The 21,566-nt window shown below is 71.9% G+C and carries 20 protein-coding genes; 14 read left to right on the forward strand and 6 right to left on the reverse strand.

Annotated features, from left to right (window positions below; genetic code table 11):
- Positions 1–3: 3 nt before the first annotated feature.
- Complete coding sequence (locus ACH4RC_RS22915; RefSeq protein WP_398203843.1) at positions 4–591, reverse strand: pyridoxamine 5'-phosphate oxidase family protein; 588 nt, start codon at positions 589–591, stop codon at positions 4–6.
- A 109-nt stretch (positions 592–700) separates the two neighbouring features.
- Here ACH4RC_RS22915 and argH point away from each other — a divergent pair, with 109 nt between their 5' ends.
- Positions 701–2,134, forward strand: coding sequence for an argininosuccinate lyase (gene argH, locus ACH4RC_RS22920; RefSeq protein WP_398203846.1), 1,434 nt, complete (start codon positions 701–703; stop codon positions 2,132–2,134).
- 81 nt (positions 2,135–2,215) lie between these two features.
- Here argH and ACH4RC_RS22925 read toward each other — a convergent pair whose 3' ends face one another.
- A complete protein-coding gene (locus ACH4RC_RS22925; RefSeq protein ID WP_394435452.1) occupies positions 2,216–2,485 on the reverse strand; it encodes a hypothetical protein in 270 nt (89 codons plus the stop codon).
- A 140-nt stretch (positions 2,486–2,625) separates the two neighbouring features.
- Here ACH4RC_RS22925 and ACH4RC_RS22930 point away from each other — a divergent pair, with 140 nt between their 5' ends.
- A complete protein-coding gene (locus tag ACH4RC_RS22930; RefSeq protein WP_398203849.1) occupies positions 2,626–3,177 on the forward strand; it encodes a TetR/AcrR family transcriptional regulator in 552 nt (183 codons plus the stop codon).
- Positions 3,174–4,703: an MFS transporter gene (locus tag ACH4RC_RS22935; RefSeq protein ID WP_398203851.1), complete on the forward strand. Its 1,530-nt coding sequence runs from the start codon at positions 3,174–3,176 to the stop codon at positions 4,701–4,703. The genes ACH4RC_RS22930 and ACH4RC_RS22935 overlap by 4 nt, the downstream gene beginning before the upstream one ends.
- Before the next feature lie 87 nt (positions 4,704–4,790).
- Here ACH4RC_RS22935 and ACH4RC_RS22940 read toward each other — a convergent pair whose 3' ends face one another.
- On the reverse strand, positions 4,791–5,543 hold the full coding sequence (locus ACH4RC_RS22940) for a lysophospholipid acyltransferase family protein (RefSeq protein ID WP_398204189.1): 753 nt from the start codon (positions 5,541–5,543) through the stop codon (positions 4,791–4,793).
- Between the two features lie 189 nt (positions 5,544–5,732).
- Between ACH4RC_RS22940 and ACH4RC_RS22945 the strand changes: the two genes are divergently transcribed.
- The 3 genes from ACH4RC_RS22945 to ACH4RC_RS22955 all read left to right on the forward strand — a co-directional run bounded on the left by ACH4RC_RS22945 (position 5,733) and on the right by ACH4RC_RS22955 (position 8,120).
- Entirely contained in the window at positions 5,733–6,935 is a 1,203-nt protein-coding gene (locus ACH4RC_RS22945) for a glycerophosphodiester phosphodiesterase (protein WP_398203854.1), read from the forward strand.
- Positions 6,936–7,038: 103 nt separating this feature from the next.
- The gene (locus tag ACH4RC_RS22950; RefSeq protein ID WP_398203857.1) at positions 7,039–7,554 is read left to right on the forward strand and encodes a sigma-70 family RNA polymerase sigma factor; all 516 of its coding nucleotides are present in this window, start codon (positions 7,039–7,041) and stop codon (positions 7,552–7,554) included.
- A gap of 41 nt (positions 7,555–7,595) precedes the next feature.
- Complete coding sequence (locus tag ACH4RC_RS22955; protein WP_398203859.1) at positions 7,596–8,120, forward strand: GNAT family N-acetyltransferase; 525 nt, start codon at positions 7,596–7,598, stop codon at positions 8,118–8,120.
- Here the strand turns inward: ACH4RC_RS22955 and ACH4RC_RS22960 are convergent.
- Together ACH4RC_RS22960 and ACH4RC_RS22965 are read right to left on the reverse strand one after the other, a co-directional pair.
- Entirely contained in the window at positions 8,110–8,583 is a 474-nt protein-coding gene (locus ACH4RC_RS22960) for a hypothetical protein (protein ID WP_398203861.1), read from the reverse strand. The two genes, ACH4RC_RS22955 and ACH4RC_RS22960, sit on opposite strands and share 11 nt — an antisense overlap.
- Positions 8,564–8,923 carry a hypothetical protein gene (locus tag ACH4RC_RS22965; RefSeq protein ID WP_398203863.1) on the reverse strand — a complete coding sequence of 120 codons (360 nt, stop codon included), beginning with the start codon at positions 8,921–8,923 and terminating at the stop codon, positions 8,564–8,566. The genes ACH4RC_RS22960 and ACH4RC_RS22965 overlap by 20 nt, the downstream gene beginning before the upstream one ends.
- A 554-nt stretch (positions 8,924–9,477) precedes the next feature.
- Here ACH4RC_RS22965 and ACH4RC_RS22970 point away from each other — a divergent pair.
- The 8 genes from ACH4RC_RS22970 to ACH4RC_RS23005 all read left to right on the forward strand — a co-directional run bounded on the left by ACH4RC_RS22970 (position 9,478) and on the right by ACH4RC_RS23005 (position 20,258).
- Positions 9,478–10,524: a methionine ABC transporter ATP-binding protein gene (locus ACH4RC_RS22970; protein WP_398203866.1), complete on the forward strand. Its 1,047-nt coding sequence runs from the start codon at positions 9,478–9,480 to the stop codon at positions 10,522–10,524.
- Complete coding sequence (locus ACH4RC_RS22975) at positions 10,521–11,303, forward strand: methionine ABC transporter permease (RefSeq protein ID WP_398203869.1); 783 nt, start codon at positions 10,521–10,523, stop codon at positions 11,301–11,303. The genes ACH4RC_RS22970 and ACH4RC_RS22975 overlap by 4 nt, the downstream gene beginning before the upstream one ends.
- 67 nt (positions 11,304–11,370) lie before the next feature.
- The gene (locus ACH4RC_RS22980) at positions 11,371–12,204 is read left to right on the forward strand and encodes a MetQ/NlpA family ABC transporter substrate-binding protein (protein WP_398203872.1); all 834 of its coding nucleotides are present in this window, start codon (positions 11,371–11,373) and stop codon (positions 12,202–12,204) included.
- 161 nt (positions 12,205–12,365) lie between these two features.
- Positions 12,366–13,004: a GNAT family N-acetyltransferase gene (locus ACH4RC_RS22985; RefSeq protein ID WP_398203874.1), complete on the forward strand. Its 639-nt coding sequence runs from the start codon at positions 12,366–12,368 to the stop codon at positions 13,002–13,004.
- 154 nt (positions 13,005–13,158) lie between these two features.
- Positions 13,159–14,376 carry a precorrin-6y C5,15-methyltransferase (decarboxylating) subunit CbiE gene (cbiE, locus tag ACH4RC_RS22990; RefSeq protein ID WP_398203877.1) on the forward strand — a complete coding sequence of 406 codons (1,218 nt, stop codon included), beginning with the start codon at positions 13,159–13,161 and terminating at the stop codon, positions 14,374–14,376.
- Positions 14,377–14,753: 377 nt separating this feature from the next.
- The gene (gene cobT / locus ACH4RC_RS22995) at positions 14,754–17,939 is read left to right on the forward strand and encodes a nicotinate-nucleotide--dimethylbenzimidazole phosphoribosyltransferase (protein ID WP_398203879.1); all 3,186 of its coding nucleotides are present in this window, start codon (positions 14,754–14,756) and stop codon (positions 17,937–17,939) included.
- Between the two features lie 201 nt (positions 17,940–18,140).
- Complete coding sequence (gene cobA, locus ACH4RC_RS23000; RefSeq protein ID WP_398203881.1) at positions 18,141–19,376, forward strand: uroporphyrinogen-III C-methyltransferase; 1,236 nt, start codon at positions 18,141–18,143, stop codon at positions 19,374–19,376.
- A gap of 54 nt (positions 19,377–19,430) precedes the next feature.
- Positions 19,431–20,258, forward strand: a complete 828-nt coding sequence (locus ACH4RC_RS23005) for a TrmH family RNA methyltransferase (RefSeq protein ID WP_398203884.1) — start codon at positions 19,431–19,433, stop codon at positions 20,256–20,258.
- 13 nt (positions 20,259–20,271) lie between these two features.
- Here the strand turns inward: ACH4RC_RS23005 and ACH4RC_RS23010 are convergent, their stop codons facing one another.
- Positions 20,272–21,543 (reverse strand): serine/threonine-protein kinase, encoded by a 1,272-nt coding sequence (locus ACH4RC_RS23010; protein WP_398203885.1) that lies wholly within the window; start codon positions 21,541–21,543, stop codon positions 20,272–20,274.
- Between the last annotated feature and the right edge of the window lie 23 nt (positions 21,544–21,566).

A 21,566-nucleotide genomic window follows, 5' to 3' on the forward strand; every position in this document is an offset into this window, starting at 1 on the left:
GGCTCAGAACGTAGCGGGCGGCAGCGGCAACGGCAGCCCCGGTAGTCCGTCCAGGCTGGACTCGACGTGATCCTTCTTCTTGAAGTACGCGTCGAGTGAGGCGTCGTCCTCGCGCGCGAACCGCTTGCCGTGCAGATCGCGGTCCTCGTCGTACGTCATGAACGGCACCGCGTACCCGCAGGTGTCCCGGATCAGTTCGGCCCGTACGAGGATGACGGCGCGCAGGCCGTGCGGCGTCGGGTCGATGCCGGGGAAGTGGGCCAGGAGTCCGGTGAAGCGCGGGTCGTCGCGGAAGACGGGCTCGCCGCGCCCGTGCACCCGGACGATGTTGGGCGGGCCCTGGAAGGCGCACCACATGAGCGTGATCCGGCCGTTCTCGCGGAGGTGGGCGATGGTCTCCGCGTTGGAACCGGCGAAGTCCAGGTAGGCGACGGTCACTTCGTCGACCACGGCGAAGGAGCCCGTGAGGCCCTTGGGGGAGAGGTTGACCGTGCCGTCGCCGTCGAGCGGCGCCGTGGCGGTGAAGAAGACCGGCTGGGACTCGATGAAGGTGCGCAGGCGACCGTCTATGCGTTCGTAGCTTTTACCCATGCCGGGATTATGGCCCCTGCCGCCGGTCGCGTTGACGATTCATACGGAACCTTGCATAATCATGCACAGCGACACTGGACCGCTACCGGACCGGCTTGAGGAGCAGCACGTGAGCAGCAACACCGGCGATGTCCGCCTCTGGGGCGGCCGGTTCGCCGACGGCCCCGCCGAGGCCCTGGCGAAACTCTCCGCCTCCGTCCACTTCGACTGGCGCCTCGCCCCGTACGACATCGCGGGCTCCCGCGCCCACGCGCGCGTGCTGCACAAGGCGGAGCTGCTCACCCAGGACGAGCTGACCCGCATGATCGGGGGTCTCGACCAGCTCGAGGCCGATGTCGCGGACGGCTCCTTCGTCGGCACCATCGCCGACGAGGACGTGCACACCGCCCTGGAGCGCGGCCTCCTGGAGCGCCTCGGACCGGACCTCGGCGGCAAGCTGCGCGCGGGCCGCTCGCGCAACGACCAGGTGGCGACGCTCTTCCGGATGTACCTGCGCGACCACGCCCGGATCATCGGCGGCCTGATCGCCGATCTCCAGGAGGCGCTGGTCGGTCTCGCCGAGGCGCACCCGGACACCGCCATGCCGGGGCGTACCCACCTCCAGCACGCCCAGCCGGTGCTCTTCGCCCACCACGTCCTGGCCCACGTCCAGTCCCTGTCCCGGGACGCCGAGAGGCTGCGCCAGTGGGACGAGCGCACGGCGGTCTCCCCGTACGGCTCGGGCGCGCTCGCGGGCTCCTCGCTCGGCCTCGACCCGGAGGCGGTCGCGGCGGACCTCGGCTTCGAGCACGGCTCCGCCGCCAACTCCATCGACGGGACGGCCTCGCGGGACTTCGTCGCCGAGTTCGCGTTCATCACGGCGATGATCGGCGTCAACCTCTCCCGCATCGCGGAGGAGGTCATCATCTGGAACACGAAGGAGTTCTCCTTCGTCACCCTGCACGACGCCTTCTCCACCGGTTCCTCGATCATGCCGCAGAAGAAGAACCCGGACATCGCCGAGCTGGCGCGCGGCAAGTCCGGCCGCCTCGTGGGCAACCTCACCGGCCTGATGGCGACCCTCAAGGCCCTCCCGCTCGCCTACAACCGCGACCTCCAGGAGGACAAGGAGCCGGTCTTCGACTCCTGCGACCAACTGGAGGTCCTGCTCCCGGCGTTCACCGGCATGATGGCCACGCTCACGGTCAACCGGCAGCGGATGGAGGAGCTGGCCCCGGCCGGCTTCTCGCTCGCCACGGACATCGCCGAGTGGCTGGTCAAGCAGGGCGTGCCGTTCCGTGTCGCGCACGAGGTCGCGGGCGAGTGCGTCAAGGTCGCCGAGTCCGAGGACAAGGAGCTCGACGAGCTGACCGACGACCAGTTCGCGAAGATCTCCGAGCACCTCACCCCCGAGGTCCGTACGGTGCTGAACGTGGCGGGGGCGCTCGCCTCCCGCTCCGGCCGCGGCGGCACCGCACCGAGCGCGGTCGCCGTCCAGCTCGCCGAGGTCAAGCAAGACCTGACGGTGCAGCGGACTTGGGCCGACGCCAAGAAGCAGCCGTAACAGGCAGGCAGGCAGGGCAGGGCAGGGCCCGGTTCGTCCGTACGCGGACGGGCCGGGCCCGCTGCTGTGCGCGCCCCGGGCTCAGCGCCGGGACCGCGCCCCGCTCCCGTAACTGGACATGTCGAGCAGCAGCCCGATCAGCACCACGAACCAGCCGATGCCCCGCACCCCGACGACCGGGGCGTACGCGAAGACGTAGGCGAGGGTCGTCCACGGCACGAAGAGCAGCCCGAGGAACGGCAGCAGCCTGCCGGTGAAGGCGCGGTCCACGACGTTCGTGAACAGCCAGGCGAGAACGAGCGCGACCCGCGGCCCGATCGCCGCCATCGCCGCGAAGACGCAGCACCCCATGCCCGTACCTCCCACGAACCCGCTGGACTCACTGCTGCCAGTCGTAACACCGGGTGAACGGGGCGGCCACCGGAGTGACGCGGCGGCCCCCGCACGCGCACGGTGAGACGTTGATGTCTCACATGCGTTACTCTCGTCTCATGCCAGTCGATCGCGAACAGGTGCTGCGCAGCGCCGCCGCCCTGCTCACCCGCAAGTCCACGGCCACGATGGACGAGGTCGCACGGGCCGCCGGTATCAGCCGCGCCACCCTGCACCGCCAGTTCGCCGGCCGCGACGCCCTCGTCCGCGCCCTGGAGGACCTCGGCATCCGCGAGTGCGAGACCGCGCTCGACCGGGCCCGCCTCGACGAGGACCGGGCCGAGGACGCGCTGCGCCGGCTCATCGGCGCGATGGAGGACGCGGCCCCGCTCCTCGCCTTCCTCGTCACCGAGAACCAGCTCTTCGAGGGCGACGGGATGAACGAGGGCTGGGCCCGCCTGGACGCCCGGATAGCGGCACTGTTCCGGCGCGGCCAGGAAGCGGGCGAGTTCCGGATCGACCTGACGCCCGTATGGCTGACCGAGGCGCTCTACGGCCTCATCGGCAGCGGCGCCTGGGCCGTGCAGGACGGACGGGTGGCCGCGAAGGACTTCACCTACATGATCGCCGAGCTGCTGCTCGGCGGCGCACGACGGAGAGTGGAACCATGACAAGCACGAAGCAGCACACCCCCGAGGCGGAGGTGGTGTCGCGCCCCGCACGGTGGCTCGCGCTCAGCGTCCTCGTGCTCGCGGTGCTGCTCGTCGCCGTCGACGCGACGGTCCTCGGCCTCGCGACCCCGTACATCAGCGAGGACCTGAAGCCGTCCGGCACGCAGCTGCTGTGGATCGGCGACGTCTACTCGTTCGTCATCGCCGGACTCCTCGTCTCCATGGGCAGCCTCGGCGACCGCATCGGCCGCAAGAAGCTGCTGCTCGTGGGCGCGGTCGCGTTCGGCGCGGTCTCCGTCCTCAACGCGTACGCCACCTCGCCGGAGCTGATGATCCTCGCGCGCGCCCTGCTCGGCGTGGCCGGCGCGACGCTGATGCCCTCGACCCTCGCGCTGATCCGCAACATCTTCCACGACCCGCGCGAACGCTCCCTGGCCGTCGGCATCTGGGGCGCCATGGCGTCGGCGGGCGCGGCGGTCGGCCCGGTCGTCGGCGGGTTCCTGCTCGAACACTTCTGGTGGGGCTCGGTCTTCCTCATCAACCTGCCCGTCATGGCCGTCCTCGTCGTGGTCGGCGTCAAGCTCATCCCCGAGTCGAAGAACCCGGTCCCCGGGCCCTGGGACCTCGTCAGCGTCCTGCTCTCCCTCGTCGGCATGATCGGTGTCGTCTACGCGGTGAAGGAGGCGGCGGCGCACGGCTTCCGCTGGGACGTGGCGGTGTCGGCGGTCCTCGGCGTCGCGGCGCTCACCTGGTTCGTCCGCCGCCAGCTCACGCTGCGCGCGCCCCTGCTGGACATGCGGCTCTTCCGCAGGCGCGGCTTCTCGGGGGCGGTCCTGGCCGACCTGCTCACCGTCCTCGGCCTGTCCGGCCTTGTCTTCTTCCTCTCCCAGTTCCTCCAGCTCGTGCAGGGGCGGCGGCCGTTCGAGGCGGGCATGGCCGAACTGCCCGCCGCCGTCGGCGCGGTGGTGGCCGGGCTCATCGCCGGAGTGGTGGCGCGCCGCTTCTCCGTGCGGGGCGTCGTCGCGGGCGGCCTCGCGGCCATCGGCCTGGCCCTCGCCGCGCTCACGACGCTGAGCCAGGACACGGGCTACCCGCTGCTCGGCGCGGTGCTCCTGGTCGTCGGCGTCGGCGCGGGCTTCTCCTTCACGGTCACCGCCGACGTGATCCTCTCCAGCGTCCCCAAGGAGCAGGCGGGCGCCGCCTCGGCGGTCTCCGAGACGGCGTACGAACTCGGCGCGGCCCTCGGCATCGCCCTGCTCGGCTCCATCGTCACGGGCGTCTACGCGGGCTTCACCGCGCCCGCGGGCACCCCGGCGGACGTGGCGTCGGCGGCGCACGAATCGCTCGGCGGCGCGGTCGAGGCGTCCTCGTCACTCCCGGCCGAGCAGGCGCAGACGCTGCTGGCCTCGGCCCGGACGGCGTTCGTGGACGGTCTCCAGGTCGCGGCGGGCATCGGCGCCGCGGTCCTGCTCGCGACGGCGGTCGCGGCCTGGTTCCTGCTCAGGGGCCAGCACCTGGAGAAGTGACCCGGGCCCGGTGGCCCGCCCCTGACGAACCGACCCGGACATGTGTGAGCCCCGGTCACCGACCGGGGCTCACACTGGCGGAACGACTTACGCGGCCTTCGCCTTCGTGGCGTACATGTCCACGTACTCCTGGCCCGACAGGCGCATGACCTCCGTCATCACCGAGTCCGTCACGGCCCGCAGCACGTAGCGGTCGCGGCCCATCCCGTCGTAGCGGGAGAACTCCATCGGTTCACCGAACCGCACGGTGACCCGGCCGGGGCGCGGCATGCCCGCGCCGCCCGGCTGCAGCTTGTCCGTGCCGATCATCGCGAACGGGACGACGGGCGCGCCCGTCATGAGGGTGAGCCGGGCGATGCCGGTGCGGCCGCGGTACAGACGGCCGTCGGGGGAGCGGGTGCCCTCCGGGTAGATGCCGAAGATCCGGCCCTCCTCCAGGACACGGCGGCCGGTCATGAGCGCGGCGACGCCGCCGTTGGCGCCGTCCCGGTCGACCGGGATCATGCCGACGCCGGTGAAGAACCAGGCCATCGCGCGGCCCTTGAGGCTCTTGCCGGTGACGTACTCGTCCTTGCCGATGAAGCAGACCTGCCGGTTGCAGACGAGCGGCAGGATCATCGAGTCGATGAACGTCAGATGGTTGCCCGCCAGGATGACGGGACCGGTGCCCGGAATGTTCTCGGCGCCTTCCACACGCGTGGGGAACATCAGGCGCATGATCGGTCCGAGCACTGCCTTGATGAACGCGAAGCGGGACAACGGGCCCTCCGGTGTCAAGGAATGGGTGATGGGGTCTGTGCAGGTGAGGACCATACTCGCGGGCGGGTACCCCACGCACATCGGGTTCACGGACCTGAAACGCACAGTTGACGCGAATCAGACGTCCCGCACATGGCGAAAACGACACCCAGGATCCATCCCGCACCACCCTGACGTTCCGTCCGGGGTCTCCCCCTCGTCACTTCCGCCCACCTACGATCGGTCGCGCCCCGACGGGCGCAAGGCGGTCACCGGCAGGAGGAGTGCTTGATGGGGAACGAGAAGGCACAGCGGGCGCAGGGCGCGCAGGAGTCACGGGCCGAGGGAGCGCTGGGCCGTCGCACGCTGCTGGGGGCCGCCGTGCTGAGCGCGGGCGCCGCAGCGTTCGCCGCGCCCGGCGTGGCCGCGGCCGCAGACCGCGACAGTGGCGGACATCACTCCGGAAAGGGGTACAAGAGCCTGCCCGTGCCCACGATCGTGGCGCACCGCGGTGCCAGCGGCTACCGCCCCGAGCACACCCTGGGCTCGTACCAGCTGGCGCTCGACATGGGCGCGCACGTCATCGAGGCGGGCGACATCGTCCCCACCAAGGACGGCCATCTCGTATGCCGTCACGAGCCCGAAATCGGCGGCACCACGGACGTGTCCGCGCACCCCGAGTTCGCCGGCCGCAAGACCACGAAGGTCATCGACGGAGTCTCCACGACGGGCTGGTTCACCGAGGACTTCACGCTCGCCGAGCTGAAGACGCTCCGCGCCGAGGAGCGCATCCCGGGCACCCGTCAGCACAACACCCTCTACGACGGCCGCTGGGAGATACCCACCTTCGAAGAGGTCCTCACGTGGCGCGCCGCGCAGAGCAAGAAGCGCGGCCGCGAGGTCTGGATCCACGTCGAGACCAAGCACCCCACCTACTTCCGCAAGCTCGGCCTGGGCCTCGAGGAGCGCCTCGCCAAGCTGCTGCGCGCCCACCGCCTCGACAAGAAGGACTCGCCCGCCTTCCTGCAGTCCTTCGAGCCGACGAGCATCCAGCGCCTGAACAAGCTGGTCGCCAACCCGCTCGTCGTCCTGCTCTCGACGGCGGGCTCCCGCCCGGCGGACTTCGTCGACATCGGCGACCCGCGCACCGTCGCCGACCTGATCACCCCCAAGGGGCTCAAGGAGATCGCGGCCTACGCGCAGGGCATCGGCCCGACCCTGGACCTGATCATCCCCAAGGACGCGGCGGGCAAGCTCAAGGAGCCGACCACCCTGGTCAACGACGCGCACCGCGCCGGGCTGATCCTCCACCCGTACACGATGCGCAACGAGAACACCTTCCTGCCCGCCGACTTCAGGAAGGGCACGGACCCGAACGCCTACGGCGACGCGTTCGGCGCCTTCCAGGCGTACTTCGCCACCGGCATCGACGGGATCTTCACCGACAACTGCGACACCGGCCTCCTCGCCCGCGAGGACTTCCTCAACGGCTGAGCCGCCCGCGAGGCGTCGTCAACGGCTGACCGGTTCGCCCCGGTTGGAGTGAGACGCGGCATCCCCGGCAACCCGTTGCCGGGGATGCCGCGTCCCGCCGGGCATGACGTACGACAAGGTGATCGAGGCGCTGCGGCCCCTCCTCGCGGCCGAGGTCCGCGCCGAACTGCCCGGCGCCGCCGAACCCCGCGACCTCGAACAGGCCGTCTGGGTCCGCCTCCTGGAACACCTCGCCGCCCAGGGCCCGCCGCCCGACCCGGCCGCCTGGCTCACGGCGACGGTCCGCACCGAGGCGAGCCTCCAGCGCGGCGCCAGCCTGCGAGAACTCCCGTACGCCGATGAAGGCGCCGCCGAGCGGGAGAGGTCGGACCCCGAGCACCGCGCCCTGGACCGGGAACGCGCCCGCGCGCTGTACGCGGCGATCCGCCGGCTGCCCGGACGGTGCCCGCGCCTCATGAACGCGCTTCTGTCCCCCGAGGACCTCACCTACCGTGAAATCGCAGGCGAGTTGGGTATCTCACAGGGCAGTCTTGGACCGGAACGTGCCAGATGTCTGGGATGCCTCCGCAGAATCCTCGCGTCCGAGGTTGCGCCCGCACCCCGTAGGGGAAAAGGGTGAGGGAACAACCGGCGGAACAGGTGAGCGGGAGGCATGCACACATGGGCATGAGCGTGACCATCTCTGCGGCGACCGAAGCGGACACCGAGCAGATCCTCAAGCTGCAGTACCTCTGCTACCAGAGCGAGGCGCAGCTCTACGGCGACTACTCCATCGAGCCGCTCACCCAGTCCCTGGACTCGGTCAGGGCGGAACTGGCGGGCGGCACCGTCCTGGTGGCCCGCCTCGGCGACGAAGTGGTGGCGTCGGTGCGCGGCACGGTCGACGCCGACGGCACCGCCCGGATCGACAAGCTGATCGTGCACCCGCGCATGCAGCGCCACGGCCTCGGCGGGCGCCTGCTCGCCGCCGTCGAGTCCGCGCTCACCTCGCCGGGCGCGGCCAAGCGGATCGAACTCTTCACGGGCCACCGCAGCGAGCACAACCTGCGCCTGTACCGCAAGCACGGCTACATGGCCGTCTCGACCAGGCGGGTCGACGACCGGCTGACGCTGATCACGCTGGCCAAGGACGTCGAGGCGGTGGCCGCGGCGCCGGCGGCCGGGGCGTTCGTGGCTAGCGCGTAGCGATCCGTGCCCGGCGCAGCCAGAACAGCGCCGAGACGGGCAGGAGCACCGGGATGAACAGGTACTCCATGCCGTAGTCGGACCAGACGGTGGAGTCCGCGAACGCCGAGGGCTCCACCAGCGTCCACGTCCCGACCGCGAGGACGCCCACCAGCTCGGCGGCGCAGCACACCCGCGCCGCCTTGCGGGCCGTCTCGCCGCCGCGCACCAGCGAGTACGTGATGAAGCCGTAGACGACGCCCGCGACCGCGGAGAGCGAATAGGCGAGCGGCGCCTTGCCGAAGTCCGTCGCGATCTGGAAGACGGAGCGCGACACGGCGCCGACCACCATCACGCCGTACAGCCATACGAGCAGGGTGCCGGGTCCGCTGGTCAGCCGCCGGGAGCCGACGCTCTTGTCGGTCTCTTCCGCGTTCCCGGTGTTCTCGGAAGCCACAGCCACCTCATCCTCCCCAGATGTCATAGAGCCGTACTTCGAGAACGGCGAGGACCACGCCGCCCGCGGCGACCGTGACCGAACCCCAGCGCGTGCGCTCCGCCAGCGACATGAACCCGGCCGCCGGGACACAGGCGAAGGCCCCGATCAGATACGCGACGAAGATCGTCGTGCCCTGGTCCGGCTTCTCGCCCCGGGCCAGCTGCACGATCCCGATCACCAGCTGTACAAGGGCGAGCGCCGAGACCACGGCCATACCGATGAAGTGCCAGTCCTTGGTCGGCTGGTCGCGGTAGGCGGCGAAACCGCACCACGCGGCGAGCGCGAGCGCGGCGAGACCCGTCACCAGGGTCAGGGCATCAAGCATGGGCGCACCCTATTACGGGCCAAAAGGCCCGATGCGCTCGGCCCTGCGCCGCCGGGCCGGGACCGTGGCATTGCCCACAACGTACGAGGCGCGCGAGGCCGAGCGGACCCCGCGGTGGACGACCTGTCCACCGTGTCAGCACTGGCCACCGGGGCGGACGCGAAGATCACCGCACAAGCCGGCGCCCCTGGTGGCACGTCCAGCGCTGTCCGCTATTCGGACAACGCGGGCCACGCCTGTCCTCACGTCTGCTTTACTTGCCCGCATGACCACGACGAGCAGCCGCACCCTTGCGACCGAGGCGACGATGACGCCCGGTGCTCGTTGTATGTGTCGAATGTGCGCCTTCTGAGGGCCCCCGCTTTGCCTGTTTCGCGCCCCGAAGCGAGACGACCCCGGGTCTGCCCGCGCACAGCTTCCGTACTGATGCCAGTACCGCTCCGCACCGCTCGGAGCGCGAGCCTGCCGCGCCCGGAACTTGAGCAAGTTCCCGAAATGAATGCCCCGTGCCCGGCGCCACCCGTGCCGCGCACTCGACAGTGACGGAAACCCACGTGATCACCACCCAGGGCCTCACCAAGGTCTACCGCTCGCGCGGCCGCGAGATCACCGCACTCGACGGCGTGGATCTGCACGTGCGCGAAGGCGAGGTGTACGGCGTCATCGGCCAGTCGGGCGCCGGAAAGTCCTCGCTCATCCGCTGCGTGAACCTCCTCGAACGCCCCACGGCCGGGACCGTGTCGGTCGCGGGACAGGACCTCACCGCGCTCGCCGGACGCGGACCGCGCGCCGGACGCGAGCTGCGCGAGGCGCGCAGCCGGATCGGTATGGTCTTCCAGCACTTCAACCTGCTGTCCTCGCGCACCGTCCAGGACAACATCGAGCTGCCGCTCGAAATCCTCGGCAAATCGGGGAAGGAACGTTCCGCCAAGGCGCTCGGACTGCTCGACCTCGTCGGCCTCGCCGACAAGGCGAAGTCCTACCCGGCCCAGCTCTCCGGCGGTCAGAAGCAGCGCGTCGGCATCGCCCGCGCCCTCGCCGGCGACCCGAAGGTGCTCCTCTCCGACGAGGCGACCAGCGCCCTCGACCCGGAGACCACGCGCTCCATCCTCCAGCTCCTGCGCGACCTCAACCGGCAGCTCGGCCTGACCGTCCTGCTCATCACGCACGAGATGGACGTCGTCAAGACAGTCTGCGACTCCGCCGCCCTGATGGAGCGCGGGCAGATCATCGAGTCGGGCACCGTCAGCGAACTCCTCGCGACGCCCGGCTCCGAGCTCGCCGCCGCGCTCTTCCCCGTCAGCGGCGACGCCTCCGGCGCGGACCGCACGGTCATCGACGTCACCTTCCACGGCGAGTCGGCGACCCAGCCGGTCATCTCGCAGCTCTCGCGCACCTACAACATCGACATCTCGATCCTCGGCGCCGCGATGGACACCGTCGCGGGCAAGCAGGTCGGCCGCATGCGCATCGAGCTGCCGGGACGCTACGAGGAGAACGTCGTCCCCATCGGGTTCCTGCGCGAGCAGGGCCTCCAGGTCGAGATACAGGGCCGCGAGGACCGCGCGTCCGCAACTCTGAAGGAAGGTGTCACCAAGTGACCTGGTCGGAGATGCAGCCCCTGCTGTCGCAGGCGTGTTGGGACACCTTCTACATGGTCGGCTGGTCCACGCTGATCGCCGTCGTCGCCGGACTCCCGCTCGGCGTCCTGCTCGTCCTCACCGACCGCGGCGGACTGCTGCAGAACGTCGTGGCGAACAAGGTCATCGGGCAGGTCGTGAACATCGTCCGCTCGATGCCGTTCATCATCCTCATGGTCGCGCTGATGACCTTCACGCGCTGGATCGTCGGCACCACCATCGGCCGCGAGGCCGCCATCGTGCCGCTCGCCGTCGGCGCCATCCCGTTCTTCGCCCGGCTCGTCGAGACGTCCGTGCGCGAGGTCGACGGCGGGCTCGTCGAGGCCGTGCAGTCGATGGGCGGCAACACCTGGACCGTCGTGCGCAAGGTGCTCGTCCCCGAGTCGCTGCCGTCGCTGATCTCCGCCACCACCACGACGATCGTCGCCATCATCGGCTACTCCGCCATGGCCGGCACGGTCGGCGCGGGCGGCCTCGGCGACCTCGCCATCCGCTACGGCTACCAGCGCTTCGAGACCGAGATGATGTGGATCATCGTGGCGATCCTCGCGGTCGTCATCGCCCTCATCCAGTTCGCCGGCGACAGCGGCGCCCGCACCCTGCACCGCCGCGCGGGCAAGGGCGGCGAACCCCTCCGCTTCCGCGCCCTCGGCGGCTTCCGGCCCGGCGGCCCGGCCGCCGCGAAGACCGCCCCCGCGAAGGCCGCTTCCGCCGACACCGCGCCCGTCAAGACCCGCTGACCCGCGGATCACCGTCTCCCCGCCCTACCCCGGCGGGTCGCACCACCCATGGAGAAAGGCACTTTTCGTGCGTAACACCACCAAGATCACCGCAGCTGTCCTCGCCACCGGCGCCCTCACCCTGTCCCTGACCGCCTGCGGCTCCGACGACAAGGGCGACACCAAGGCCAAGGCGTCCGACAAGCTCGTCGTCGCGGCGACCCCCGTCCCGCACGCCGAGATCCTCGAGTACATCAAGGACAACCTGGCGAAGAAGGAAGGCCTCAACCTCGAGGTCAAGGAGTTCACTGACTACGTCACGCCGAACACGGCGACCGAGGACGGGTCCGTGGACGCCAACTACTTCCAGACCACGCCCTACCTCAAGGACTTCAACAAGAAGCAGGGCACGCACCTCGCCTCGGTCGCCACCGTGCACCTGGAGCCGCTCGGCCTCTACTCCGAGAAGGCCGACAAGCTCGACGGCATCAAGAAGGGCGGCACCATCGCTCTCCCCAACGACGCCGACAACGAGAGCCGCGCCCTGCGCTTCCTCGCCAAGAGCGGCCTCATCACGCTCAAGAGCGGCTCCGAGGCCACCGCGACGCCGCAGGACATCGCGAAGAACCCCAAGGACCTGGAGTTCAAGGAGGTCGAGGCGGCCCAGACGCCGCGCTCCCTCAAGGACGTCGACGGCGCCGTCATCAACGGCAACTACGCGATCGGCGCGGGCCTGAGCCCCGCCGAGGACGCCCTCGCCCTGGAGTCCACCGAGAACAACGAGTACAACAACGTGCTCGCGGTCAAGGAGGGCAACGAGGACGACCCGCGCGTCGAGAAGCTCGCCAAGCTCCTGACGTCGCCCGAGGTCAAGAAGTTCATCGAGGACAAGTACAAGGGCTCGGTCCTGCCCTCGTTCTGATCCTTTCCGACCGATCTGACACCGCCTCACACGAGGGGCCGCGCCCGGCCACCGGGGCGGCCCCCATGTGCAGTTACGTGCCTGCATGCTGCATGCTGGGCACTTCACCCGGCGGCCGGCGCGATGTCCGGCGGGCCGCCACGAAGGTTACGGAGCGGCGTATGACGAACACCTTCCCCGACATCTCCATCAGTACGGAGCGACTGGTGCTGCGTCCGCTCGAGGACGAGGACGCCCCCGCCCTCGCCGAGATGATGAACGACGAACTCGTCGCCGCCTGGACCTCCGTGCCCCAGCCCTTCACCGAGGACGACGCACAGCGCTGGATCACCGAGTACGCGCCGAAGGAGCGCGCCGCGGGCACCGGACTCGACCTCGCCGTCACCGAGTTCCTCACCCAGCGCCTCGTCGGCATCGTCCAGCTCACCAAGACCAACTGGCACGTCCGCGCCACCGAACTCTCCTACATCGTCGCCCCCTGGGCCCGCGGCGAGGGATACGCCTCCGAAGCCGCCCTCGCGATGGCCCAGTGGCTCTTCCGTGACCAGGGCATGGAGCGCATCGAGATGCGCACCGCCGCCGACAACACCGCGTCCCAGCAGGTCGCGCAGAAGATCGGCAGCATCAGCGAAGGCGTCCTGCGCAACGCCTGCATAGCGCGCACCCGCACCGAGGACGGCGGGTGGGCCGAGGTCCGCACCGACTTCATCGTGTACGGCCTGCTCCCCGAGGACATCGAGGGCGTCACCGAGCAGCTCGCGGAGGCCGGCGGCTTCACCGCCTTCTCGGACTGGAACTGACCCGGACCGGGACCGGCCTCACAGGCGGTCGCCAGACCCAGCGGGTACGCTCTCCGGTGCCCATCCCGGCTCCCCACACGCCGACGGCATCCCCCGACCCGTGTACGTCCCCTTCGCGCGTACGCACCCGAGCACACCCTGGAGACTGACGACGATGGCCGACCGGGTCACGGTGATCGGCTGGGACGGCTCTCCGCCGACCGCGGCGGCCCGCTCCGCGCTGAGCGCGGCCACCCTCGTGGCAGGCGCCGCCCACCACCTGGCGCTCCCCGAAATCCCCGCCCACGCCGAGCGGATCCGCCTCGGCAGCGTGGCGCTCGCCGCCCGCCGCATCGCGGGCCACCGCGGCACCGCCGTGGTCCTCGCCGACGGCGACCCCGGCTTCTTCGGCGTCGTCCGCACCCTGCGCGCCCCGCAGTACGGCCTCGAGGTCGAGGTGGTGCCCGCCGTCTCCGCCGTCGCCCAGGCCTTCGCCCGCGCCGGGATGCCCTGGGACGACGCCCAGGTCGTCGTCGCCCACCGGCGCACCCTGCGCCGCGCCGTCAACGTCTGCCGCGCCCACACCAAGGTCGCCGTCCTCACCTCGCCCGGCGCCGGCCCCGCCGAACTCGGCCTCCTCCTCGAAGGCGTCCACCGCACCTTCGTCATCTGCGAGGAGCTCGGCACCGACCGCGAACAGGTCACCGTCGTCACCTCCGACAAGGCCGCCGACCACAGCTGGCGCGACCCAAACGTCGTCATCGTCATCGGCGGCACCGTCACCGTCGGCGCCCACGAGAACGGGGGCTGGCTGGCAGGCGGCGACCCCGACACCACCCCGCGCGGCTGGGCGCTGCCCGCCGCCGAGTACGCGGGCCCCTTCGGCGAGGGCGAGAGCGAACAGCTGCGCGCCGCCCAGCTCGCCCGCCTCGGCCCGCGCACCGGCGACCTCGTCTGGGACATCGGCTGCGGCAGCGGCGCCTTCACCGCGGAGGCGGGACGCTTCGGCGCCGCCGTCATCGCCGTCGACCGCGACCCCGACGCCTGCGCCCGCACCCTCGCCACCGCCCGCCGCTTCGGCGTCCAGGCCCAGATCGTCCACGGCACCGCCCCGCACGTCCTGGAGAACCTGCCCGAACCCGACGTCGTACGCGTTGGGGCCGGGGGAGCGGCGGTCGTCTCCGCCGTCGTCGACCGGCGGCCCGCGCGCATTGTCACGCACGCCGCGACCCGCGACGCCGCCGAACTCGTCGGCAGGGATCTGACCGAACACGGGTACGACGTCGAGTGCGCGCTCCTGCAATCCGTCGAACTGGACACGCGTGCCTGGACGGAGAAGGAGCGGACCGTGGGGTTCCTTCTTTCGGGTCGTCTTCCCGACCGCCACCCGTGACCCTGAAGGACCGGCGCGCGCGGTAGGCTGGCCGATCGTTGTACCGCACCAGGACGTACGCCGCTTCGTCGGCCAATGTCCGGGAAACGCACCACTCTTGGCGCGCTTGTGGTACGGCGGCGACCGGAGGACGCGCAACGTGGCGCAGTCCACAGGAGACCGTGGCCGAACCACCTGCCACAGTCGCGATCCGGCCGGGACAATACCTGTTGTCCGGGGCGGTTCGTGCCGTGCGGCTCGCGTGCTCGTTCTCCAAGGAGATGTTCCAAGGAGAGCGGACGCCGGGTTACTCCGGTCTGCGGCTCGCAAGGGGCGCGCGGCTCCGGCGGACGGCCGGGAGCGGCCAGGAAGTTCTCATCGATGGGCGAGGGGTAGGCATGACCGACACCGGTCAGGTTCCGGGCGAAGGGCTGCCGGAGAACGCAGGCGCGGTGGGACAGCCGGGCGTTCCCGCTCCGGGCGCGTACACCTACCTCGATCCCGCCGCCACCGGCGGTGAGGAGGACGAGATGCTCCTCATGCCCGGATCCCAGGGCGCCTGGGGCGAGCCGCAGGCACCGACGCCCCCGCCGCAGCAGTACCCGCAACCCCCCGAGTACGCCGAGTACGCCGAGTACGCGGAGTACGCGGAGTACGCGCAGGCGCCCGCCGCCCACGAGCCGGGCCCGCACGAGATGGCGGGCCGCGACAGCGGACACCACGACATGGGCGCGATGCAGGCGCCGGGCCAGCCGCAGGCCCCGCAGGCGCCCGCCGCGCCGCGCCGCCCGCTCCACATGGGCCCGCCCACGCCGGAGCCCGGCGTCGGCCCCGTCCGCTCGCTGGCCGACCGCGGCCCCGCGCAGCAGACCCCGGCGCAGCCCATGCCCGTACGGCAGGCGGGTCCGCCCACCACGGGCCCCGAGTACCTCGACATCCCGCCGCAGGGCGGCACCCCGTGGGCGCCCGCCGGGTCCGGGCAGCCGCAGGCCCCGGCCGAGCCGGAGCCGCAGCCCGGCCTGTACGCCGAGCAGACCCCGCACTTCCCGCACCCGCAGCACCCCGACGCCTCCCAGCAGTTCGCGCCCGCCGCCGAGCCGGTCGCCGCCTACGCGGGCCACGGCGAGCAGTCGGGCGAGTACGCCGTGCACCAGCCGCAGGCGTACGACCTGCCGCAGCAGCCCGCGCCCGAACAGCCGCTCGGCCAGTTCGTGCCCGTCGAGGGCTCGGTGCCGACGACGCCGCACCTGGCGCCGACGCCGCCGCAGGCCATGGTGGTGCCACCGCTGCCGGAGGAGCCGGTACTCCCTGAGAGCGCTGAGAGCGCTGAGAGCGCCGAGAGCGCCGAGGTGCCGGAGCCCGCGCAGGGGCCGGTGGCAGCCGAGCAGCTGCCGGTGGCCGAGCCCGTCGCCGAGGCGCCCGCTGAGCAGGTGGTGGAGCAGCCTTCGGTGGAGCAGCCCGCCGAGCCGGTCGCGGAGGCCGTGGCGCCCGAGGCCGTGGTGCCCGAGGCCGTTCCCGTCGAGGAGCAGCCCGTGCAGGAGGCCGCGCCCGTCGAGGCCCCGGCCGCCGAAGCCCCCGCCCCCGTAGAGGAACCGGTCGCGGAACCGGTCGCGGAAGCGATCGCCGAGCCCGCCGACGAGCCCGCCGAGCTGGAGATCCTGGCCGTCGTGCCCGCGCCGCGCGAGGGCGACCCGGCCGCGCCCGCCGAACCGGTGGCCGACGACTTCGAGGCCGACGAGCCCGACCTGATCGAGGTCGCCCCGAAGCCCGAGACGGCGCAGACCGTCGAGGCGGCCCCCGAGGCCGGGCCGCTGCCCGTGCCGGACGCCGCCGAGGAACTGGAGCCCGAGGCCGCCGCCGCGTCCGGTTACGACGACGCCGAGCGCGAAGCGGTTCTGCGCGTCATGCGCGAGCGCCGCGACATCCGCAACGGCTTCCGCTCCGACCCCATCCCGCACGAGGTACTGCTCCGCGTTCTGGAGGCGGCCCACACGGCGCCGTCCGTGGGCCACTCGCAGCCCTGGGACTTCGTCGTCATCCGCTCGGCGGAGACCCGCCGCACCATGCACGAACTGGCGATGCGGCAGAAGGACGCCTACGCCAAGTCGCTGCCCAAGGGCCGCGCGAAGCAGTTCAAGGAACTGAAGATCGAGGCCATCCTCGACACCCCGGTCAACATCGTGGTCACCGCCGACCCGACCCGGGGCGGCCGCCACACCCTCGGCCGTCACACGCAGCCGCAGATGGCCCCGTACTCCTCCGCGCTCGCCGTGGAGAACCTGTGGCTCGCGGCCCGCGCCGAGGGCCTCGGCGTCGGCTGGGTCAGCTTCTTCGACGAGCGCGAGATGGTCCGCACCCTGGGCCTGCCCGAGCACCTCGAGGTCGTCGCCTACCTGTGCGTGGGCTATGTCGACGAGTTCCCGGAGGAGCCCGAGCTGATGCAGGCGGGCTGGTCCAAGCGCCGCCCCCTGTCCTGGGTCGTGCACGAGGAGACGTACGGGCGCCGGGCCCTGCCCGGCGAGGACCCGCACGACCTGCTCGCCGAGACCGTCTCCAACATCCGCCCGCTGGACGCCAAGGCGCTCGGCGAGGCGTGGGAGCGGCAGAAGCGGATGACCAAGCCCGCCGGCGCCCTCGGCATGCTGGAGATCATCTCCGCGCAGCTGTCCGGACTCTCCCGGATGTGCCCGCCGCCGATCCCGGAGCCCGCGGCCGTCGCGATCTTCGCCGGTGACCACGGTGTGCACGCCCAGGGCGTCACCCCCTGGCCGCAGGAGGTGACCGGCCAGATGGTCGCGAACTTCCTGGGCGGCGGCGCGGTCTGCAACGCGTTCGCGAACCAGGTCGGCGCCGAGGTCTGCGTCGTCGACGTGGGCGTCGCCTCCGAACTCCCGGCCACCCCGGGCCTGTTGCCCCGCAAGGTCCGCGCGGGCACCGCCGACATGACGACCGGGCCCGCCCTGTCCCGCGAAGAGGTCAAGGCGGCCATCGAGGTCGGCATCGAGACGGCCCGCGACCTCGTCGCGGCAGGCAACAAGGCGCTGCTCACCGGCGAGATGGGCATCGCGAACACCACCGCGTCCGCCGCCCTGATCTCCGTCTACACCGACGCCGACCCCGCCGAGGTCACCGGGCGCGGCACCGGCATCAACGACGAGACGCACGCCCGCAAGGTCGAGGTCGTCCGCCGCGCTCTCGACGTGCACCAGCCCGACCCGGCCGACCCCATCGGCGTCCTCGCGGGCGTCGGCGGCCTGGAGCACGCCGCCCTGGTCGGCCTGCTCCTGGGCGGCGCCTCGCTGCGTACGCCGGTCATCCTCGACGGCGTCAGCGCCGGCGCGGCCGCCCTGGTCGCCCGCGCCATCGCCCCCGAGGTCCTGGCCGCCTGCATCGCGGGCCACCGCAGCGCCGAGCCCGGCCACGTCGCAGCCCTCAACAAGCTGGGCCTGCGCCCCCTGGTCGACCTCGACCTGCGCCTCGGCGAGGGCACGGGCGCCCTCCTCGCCCTCCCGATCGTGCAGAGCGCGGCCCGCGCGATGCACGAGGTCGCCACGTTCGACTCGGCGGGCGTCACCGAGAAGTAACCCCCAGCCCGTGAACGGGACGCCTGCCGGCCTTCGGCGCTGTGGGCAGGCGTCCCGCATGGCGGGACGGGTGGGCACAGCACTCCAGCACCGAGCAACTGTTTCAGGGGGCCAGGCCATAAGCTGACGTCACCCGAACCCGCACGTCACAGGGCTCCAACGTCGCAGCCCAAGAGCCCAGCCGCCAGGAGCCGAACAGACATGCCCGCCGCACAGCACCCCGCATACCCCGTAGGCCTCCGCCTCACCGACCGCAGGACGATAGTGATCGGCGGCGGCCAGGTGGCCCAGCGCCGGCTCCCCGCACTCATCGCGGCCGGCGCGGACCTCACCCTGATCTCCCCCTCGGCGACCCCCTCCGTGGAAGCCATGGCGGACGCGGGCGAGCTGACCTGGATCAAGCGCCGCTACGAGCAGGGCGACCTCGAAGGCGCCTGGTACGTCCTGATCGCCACTGGCGACCGCACCGCCAACGAGCAGGCGTCCGCCGAGGCGGAAGCGGCCCGCGTCTGGTGCGTGCGCTCCGACGACGCCGAGGCGGCCACCGCCTGGACCCCGGCGACGGGCCGCACCGAGGGCGTGACCGTCGCGGTCCTGTCCGCCGAGGCCGCCGACCGCGACCCGCGCCGCACCGCCGCCGTCCGCGACGCCCTCGTGGAGGCCCTGCGCGACGGCACCGTCACCGCCGAGCGGACCCGCACCCCGGGCGTCGCCCTGGTCGGCGGCGGCCCCGGCGACCCGGACCTGATCACCGTGCGCGGCCGCCGCCTCCTCGCCGAGGCCGACGTCGTCATCGCCGACCGGCTCGGCCCGCGCGACCTCCTCGACGAACTCCCGCCACACGTCGAGGTGATCGACGCGGCGAAGATCCCTTACGGCCGTTTCATGGCCCAGGAGGCGATCAACAACGCGCTGATCGAGCATGCCAAGCAGGGCAAGGCCGTCGTCCGGCTCAAGGGCGGCGACCCGTTCGTCTTCGGCCGTGGCATGGAGGAGGCGCAGGCGCTGGCCGCCGAGGGCATCCCGGTCACGGTCGTCCCCGGAATCTCCAGCTCGATCTCCGTGCCGGGCGCGGCCGGTATCCCGGTCACCCACCGCGGTGTGGCCCACGAGTTCACCGTGGTCAGCGGCCATGTCGCGCCGGACGACGAGCGCTCCCTGGTCGACTGGGCCGCGCTCGCCAAGCTGACCGGCACCCTCGTGATCCTGATGGGCGTCGACAAGATCGGGAAGATCGCCGAGGCCCTGATCGCGCACGGCAAGGCGCCCGGCACCCCGGTCGCGCTGGTGCAGGAAGGGACCACGACCGCCCAGCGCCGGGTCGACGCGACGCTCGCGACGGTCGGCGAAAGGGTGATCGCGGAGGGCGTCAGGCCCCCGGCCGTCATCGTCGTCGGCCCCGTGGTGCACGAGAGCCCCACCCGTAACCAGCGGTAACAAGCGCAGTGCTCAACCGTTGGCACCATCACCAGGACAAGGCAGTATCGACCCGTGGCTGAACCCCAAGGTCTCATCACCATCGAGGACCCCGACGACCCGCGTCTGCGTGACTACACGGGCCTGACCGACGTCGAACTGCGCCGGAAGCGCGAACCGGCCGAGGGCCTGTTCATCGCCGAGGGCGAGAAGGTCATCCGGCGCGCCAAGCAGGCGGGCTACGAGATGCGCTCGATGCTCCTCTCCGCCAAGTGGGTCGACGTCATGCGCGACGTCATCGACGAGGTCCCGGCCCCGGTCTACGCCGTCGCCCCCGACCTCGCCGAACAGGTCACGGGCTACCACGTGCACCGCGGCGCCCTCGCCTCCATGCAGCGCAAGCCGCTGCCCACGGCGGACGACCTGCTCGCCACGGCCCGCCGCATCGTGATCATGGAGTCGGTCAACGACCACACCAACATCGGCGCCATCTTCCGCTCGGCCGCCGCCCTCGGCATGGACGCGGTCCTGCTCTCACCCGACTGCGCGGACCCGCTCTACCGCCGCTCGGTGAAGGTCTCCATGGGCGCGGTCTTCTCCGTCCCGTACGCGCGTCTCGACTCCTGGCCGAAGTCCCTGGAGACGGTCCGCGAGGCAGGCTTCAACCTCCTCGCGCTCACGCCCGCCGAGAAGGCCAAGTCGCTCGACGAGGTCGCCCCGCACCGCATGGACCGCGTCGCGCTGCTGCTCGGCGCGGAGGGCGAGGGCCTGTCGACCAAGGCGCTGATGGCCGCCGACGAATGGGTCCGCATCCCGATGGCCCACGGCGTCGACTCGCTCAACGTCGGCGCGGCGGCGGCGGTCGCCTTCTACGCGGTGGCGACGGGCCGCCCGGAGCTCTGACCCGCGCAGGGCTCTACAGGCTCTGGACCACCGCGATCACCAACGCCACGAGCAGCGTCACCACGACGAACACGAACAGCCGCTGCCGCAGCAGCCTCGGGTTGGCGGGCCGCAGCTTCTTGCCCGCGCCCGTCCCGTTCGTACGGGAGTTGGTACGGGGAGCAGTGCGCCCGGTGCCGCTGCGCGGTGCGGGCCTGTTCCCGGAGCGGGAGGCGGTGGAGCGCGGCCCGGAACCGCCGCCCGTGCGCCCGCTGCCGTTCCTGCCGTTGCCGCCGGTCCTGCCGTCCGTGTTCCGGCCGTTCCCGGTGCGTGGCGCGGGCGTCCCCGACTGCGTACGCCGCTGGGTGCTGCGCTGCGTGCTGCGCTGGGTGTGCTGATCCGCGTAGCTCTCCGCGAGCCGTCCCGTGGGCCGGTCGGCCTCGGAGCGGGGCGCGGGCGGCCGTGCCTCGCCCAGACCCTGGGCCTCGCGGGCCGCGATCTCCTTCAGCCGCAGCGACAGCTGCAGCGTGCTGGGCCGTTCCTCCGGGTCCTTGGCGAGACACGCGCGCAGCAGCGGCGCGAGCGCGTCCGGCACGCCGTGCAGCTGGGCCTCCTCGTGCACCACCCGGTAGAGCATGACCTCGGAGCTGCCGTGTCCGAAGGGTGAGTCGCCCATCGCCGTGTACGCGAGGGTCGCCCCGAGGGAGAACACGTCGGTGGCCGGGGTGACGGCCGCGCCGCGCACCTGCTCGGGGGCGAGGAACCCGGGGGAGCCCACCGCGGTGCCCACATGGGTCAGCGTCGAGGCGCCGGTCGCCCACGCGATGCCGAAGTCGATGATCCGCGGCCCCTTCGGGGACAGCAGGATGTTGGACGGCTTGAGGTCGCGGTGGACGACGCCCGCCTCGTGCACGGCGACGAGCCCCTCCGACAGGGCGGCGCCGACGGCGGCCACGTCCGACGCGGGCAGCGGGCCCTCCTCGGCGACCTTGTCGTGCAGCGAGGGGCCCGGCACGTACTGCGTCGCGAACCACGGCCGGTCCGCCTCCAGGTCCGCGGCGACCAGACGCGCGGTGCAGCCGCCCCGGATCCGGCGCGCGGCGGACACCTCGCGTGCGAAGCGGGAGCGGAACTCCTGGTCCTCCGCCAGATCCGGCCTGATCACCTTCAGCGCGACCCGCTGCCCGCGCCGGTCGGAGCCGAGGTAGACGACGCCCATCCCGCCGGCCCCGAGACGTCTGTGCAGCCGGAACGAGCCGACGACGCGCGGGTCCTCGCGCCTCAGGCGCATCATCGCCATGTTCATCCCCGCTGCTGCCCGGTCTCGTC

The sequence above is a fragment of the Streptomyces sp. NPDC016845 genome (assembly GCF_044332585.1).
GTDB lineage: Bacteria > Actinomycetota > Actinomycetes > Streptomycetales > Streptomycetaceae > Streptomyces.

Bases quoted from the DNA above. Each gene is read 5' to 3' on its own strand.
- ACH4RC_RS22960 (WP_398203861.1), bottom strand. From the start codon at position 8,583: ATGACATCTGGGGAGGATGAGGTGGCTGTGGCTTCCGAGAACACCGGG.
- ACH4RC_RS22945 (WP_398203854.1), top strand. From the start codon at position 5,733: ATGGGGAACGAGAAGGCACAGCGGGCGCAGGGCGCGCAGGAGTCACGG.
- ACH4RC_RS22955 (WP_398203859.1), top strand. From the start codon at position 7,596: ATGGGCATGAGCGTGACCATCTCTGCGGCGACCGAAGCGGACACCGAG.
- ACH4RC_RS23010 (WP_398203885.1), bottom strand. From the start codon at position 21,543: ATGAACATGGCGATGATGCGCCTGAGGCGCGAGGACCCGCGCGTCGTC.
- cobT (WP_398203879.1), top strand. From the start codon at position 14,754: ATGACCGACACCGGTCAGGTTCCGGGCGAAGGGCTGCCGGAGAACGCA.
- cbiE (WP_398203877.1), top strand. From the start codon at position 13,159: ATGGCCGACCGGGTCACGGTGATCGGCTGGGACGGCTCTCCGCCGACC.
- ACH4RC_RS22940 (WP_398204189.1), bottom strand. From the start codon at position 5,543: ATGTGCGTGGGGTACCCGCCCGCGAGTATGGTCCTCACCTGCACAGAC.
- ACH4RC_RS22985 (WP_398203874.1), top strand. From the start codon at position 12,366: ATGACGAACACCTTCCCCGACATCTCCATCAGTACGGAGCGACTGGTG.
- ACH4RC_RS22925 (WP_394435452.1), bottom strand. From the start codon at position 2,485: ATGGGGTGCTGCGTCTTCGCGGCGATGGCGGCGATCGGGCCGCGGGTC.
- ACH4RC_RS22930 (WP_398203849.1), top strand. From the start codon at position 2,626: ATGCCAGTCGATCGCGAACAGGTGCTGCGCAGCGCCGCCGCCCTGCTC.
- ACH4RC_RS22935 (WP_398203851.1), top strand. From the start codon at position 3,174: ATGACAAGCACGAAGCAGCACACCCCCGAGGCGGAGGTGGTGTCGCGC.
- ACH4RC_RS22950 (WP_398203857.1), top strand. From the start codon at position 7,039: ATGACGTACGACAAGGTGATCGAGGCGCTGCGGCCCCTCCTCGCGGCC.
- cobA (WP_398203881.1), top strand. From the start codon at position 18,141: ATGCCCGCCGCACAGCACCCCGCATACCCCGTAGGCCTCCGCCTCACC.
- ACH4RC_RS22915 (WP_398203843.1), bottom strand. From the start codon at position 591: ATGGGTAAAAGCTACGAACGCATAGACGGTCGCCTGCGCACCTTCATC.
- ACH4RC_RS22965 (WP_398203863.1), bottom strand. From the start codon at position 8,923: ATGCTTGATGCCCTGACCCTGGTGACGGGTCTCGCCGCGCTCGCGCTC.